The sequence below is a fragment of the Elusimicrobiota bacterium genome (assembly GCA_040757695.1).
Taxonomy (GTDB): Bacteria; Elusimicrobiota; UBA8919; order UBA8919; family UBA8919; genus JBFLWK01.
Genome location: JBFLWK010000152.1, coordinates 1 through 2,764 on the forward strand (window position 1 = coordinate 1; position 2,764 = coordinate 2,764).

A 2,764-nucleotide genomic window follows, 5' to 3' on the forward strand; every position below is an offset into this window, starting at 1 on the left:
GCGGGATGTAGTATCCGACCCACTTCTTTTGGACCAATATGGAGAAACTCGTAACCTCTTCTTTCAAACTCATTCCTCCAGTGCCAAGCAACACGTCCCATTCCTGATTCTTCAGATATTTCTATCTGAGCTACATGTAAAATAATTTTTTTCATAAAAGGGGTTGTTGTGATTGTAAATATAAGAGATAAAATAGCCAAAATTGCCTTATTTTTAAAGAACTATTTTGACCAATTAAATCCATTTAAATTTACCTCATTTAAAATCCTTACAAAAACGATATTTAACTGACCCACTCTCTAACAAAAATAACTCAGTACTAAAATATCAGAAATTGGCTTCATATATGCATTCTTTAAATTATTTGCTCTTCTAAACTTCGAGAAAATCTTATGAAATTAATGTTTCAACTGGTCAATTTAAGTCTTTAAACACTGGTCAGAATATCGCTTACCGTAACATCAAGTTGAGAATTTGTACTGCACCCCTAAAGACCACTTAACTAAGAATTTTTAATCATCTTTTTAAAACGGAAGACACATTTTATATTCTCCAAATCGTAGCGAAACTTATCCATCTCAGCTTTTTTGTCTTTAGATATAATAATTTTTATAGGACGTAGTATGAGATAAATCAAATTAGTAACAAGGATGATAATCCTCAATAAAATTGTATAGGCTAAACCATGGTGTTTTTCACAAAAATAGAACATTCCTTCATTCTTTTTTATTGCTATTCCTCTTCTTTCATATTCTTTAATACTACTTCCGCTTATATAATGTTTTACTACTGCTATAGGAACATAGTATATCAGCCATCCTTTTCTTCTCGCTCGAATACTATAATCTAAATCTTCACCACCAAAAAAGAAATTTTCATCTAATAACCCTACTTGCTCTAAAACTTCCTTTCTAACCATCATGCAAGCACCTAATGCCCATTCCACTTCACTCACCTTGTTATAATCCATCCCCTTTTCTATATACATACGATCTTTATATTGCTTGCTAAATAAAAAATGTAGTGGTGTATGCCAAAAGATTGTCCACCAGAAATGCCCTTTCCAAAAGGATGGCACTTTGCTTAGAAAGGGTTGAAGCTCCATATTAGGATATACTAATTTGGGATTTATCATCCCTACCTCTGGATGGTCATCCATAAATCCGACCATTACATCCAAGGCATTTCCTAGTATTTCTGTATCAGAGTTGAGTAACAAAACATAGCGAGCACTACAAATTCTTAAAGCTTGATTGTTTGCTTTGGAAAAGCCAAGATTTTCTTGATTTCGAATTAAAATAACCTCAGGAAATTTACTTTCAACCATATCTGCACTTCCATCAGATGAGGCATTGTCAACCACAAAAATTTCTGCTTTTAGATTTTTTATGGCTTTATAAACAGTTTCTAAGCATTTTTTTAAAAGCTCACAAGTATTATAAGAAACAATAATTATAGAAATATCCATGTTACTTTAAAAAACTTTATAATTTTTAGTTGCAATTATCCGGATTTCCTCTCCAATATTTTTAAAAAAAATTAACAGAATCATTTCAAGTTTTTCAAATAAAAAAGCAGAGTGGTTAAATTTTCGATTTAAATCCACTTTCCCAAATTTTTTAATTTGGATACTACTTTGGTAAATAAAATTAGCTATATTTGAAGTGGTTGAAAGATGTAATATTTTAAAACCAAAATTTTTCAAAAGTTTCTTTAAATGAAAAAGAGAATATAAATAAAAGTGTCGAGGGGGCTCTAAAATTCTACAGTTTTCCTTAAATATTTTATGAGCTAAACTTTCTGCATTTGGAGTTGAAATAATCAATCTTCCCTTTGGTTTTAAAATTCTGTAACATTCTTTTAAAAATGTGATTGGATTAGGAATATGCTCTATAACGTGAAAAGTTGCAATTATGTCAAAAGAATTCTCCGGGAATTTAATCTCTTCTAAAGAACCTAAAATTACAGAAAGATTAAATTTTTCTTTAGCTATTTTTAAAGCTTCTGCATCTATGTCAATTCCTAAAACTTTCCAACCCAAATTTTGCATAAATTTCAAGTATCCACCATTTCCACATCCTACTTCTAAAAGTCTCCCTTCTCCAATAAAAGGAGGGAAAAGAACTCCCCGACCAAATCCTGCCCCAAAGCGGAGAATTGGAATTCTACTTAAAATTTTGCCTAATAAAGGTGCCCACCATTTATTAATTTTAAATTGCCTGTATCCCATAGTTTCACTAAGTATCAAATTTCGTATGAGATCTCTTAATGGAGCTAAGAATCTTTTTTTGTTAAATTGAGGTGAATCTTCAGGTAAACTATGTGTAAAATAATTTAAATAACATTTTGGTATATCCTCTTTAATAGCACAAGGATTAAGCCAAATGAGATTACATTTTAGACATTTTAAAAATCCATATTTACCTGGTGCTCCAAAAAGGCGATCTTCCAAATTTTTATATAAAACTTTACCTTTGTTTCCACATAAAATACACTCTTCAATTTTTTCAGTTTGAATCATTCTTTCGTCTAAAGGTTTATTATAAAATTATTAAACCCCTCAAAAACCTTTTTATATTCAAAATCTCTTACTCTTATTAAAGCATTATTTCTCAATTTTTTATTAAATTCTTCGTCCTGAAGAACATGCAAGATTTCATTGGCGAGGGTTATATAATCCCCTCTTTGAACCAAAATCCCACATTTCCCATTTTCAAGAATTTCTGATGGACCACTTGGACAATCTGTAGCAATTATTGGCAAA

4 protein-coding genes are annotated in these 2,764 nt (G+C 30.6%); all 4 read right to left on the minus strand.

The genetic code is table 11. From position 1 onward, the window contains the following. The coding region (locus tag AB1349_13420) for a hypothetical protein (GenBank protein MEW6558324.1) at positions 1–200 on the minus strand (200 nt) is incomplete at its 3' end. A gap of 302 nt (positions 201–502) precedes the next feature. Beyond that, entirely contained in the window at positions 503–1,468 is a 966-nt protein-coding gene (locus AB1349_13425; protein ID MEW6558325.1) for a glycosyltransferase family 2 protein, read from the minus strand. 6 nt (positions 1,469–1,474) lie between these two features. Next, on the minus strand, positions 1,475–2,521 hold the full coding sequence (locus tag AB1349_13430) for a methyltransferase domain-containing protein (protein ID MEW6558326.1): 1,047 nt from the start codon (positions 2,519–2,521) through the stop codon (positions 1,475–1,477). 8 nt (positions 2,522–2,529) lie between these two features. Continuing rightward, on the minus strand, positions 2,530–2,764 hold a 235-nt coding region (locus tag AB1349_13435; GenBank protein ID MEW6558327.1), incomplete at its 5' end, for a glycosyltransferase.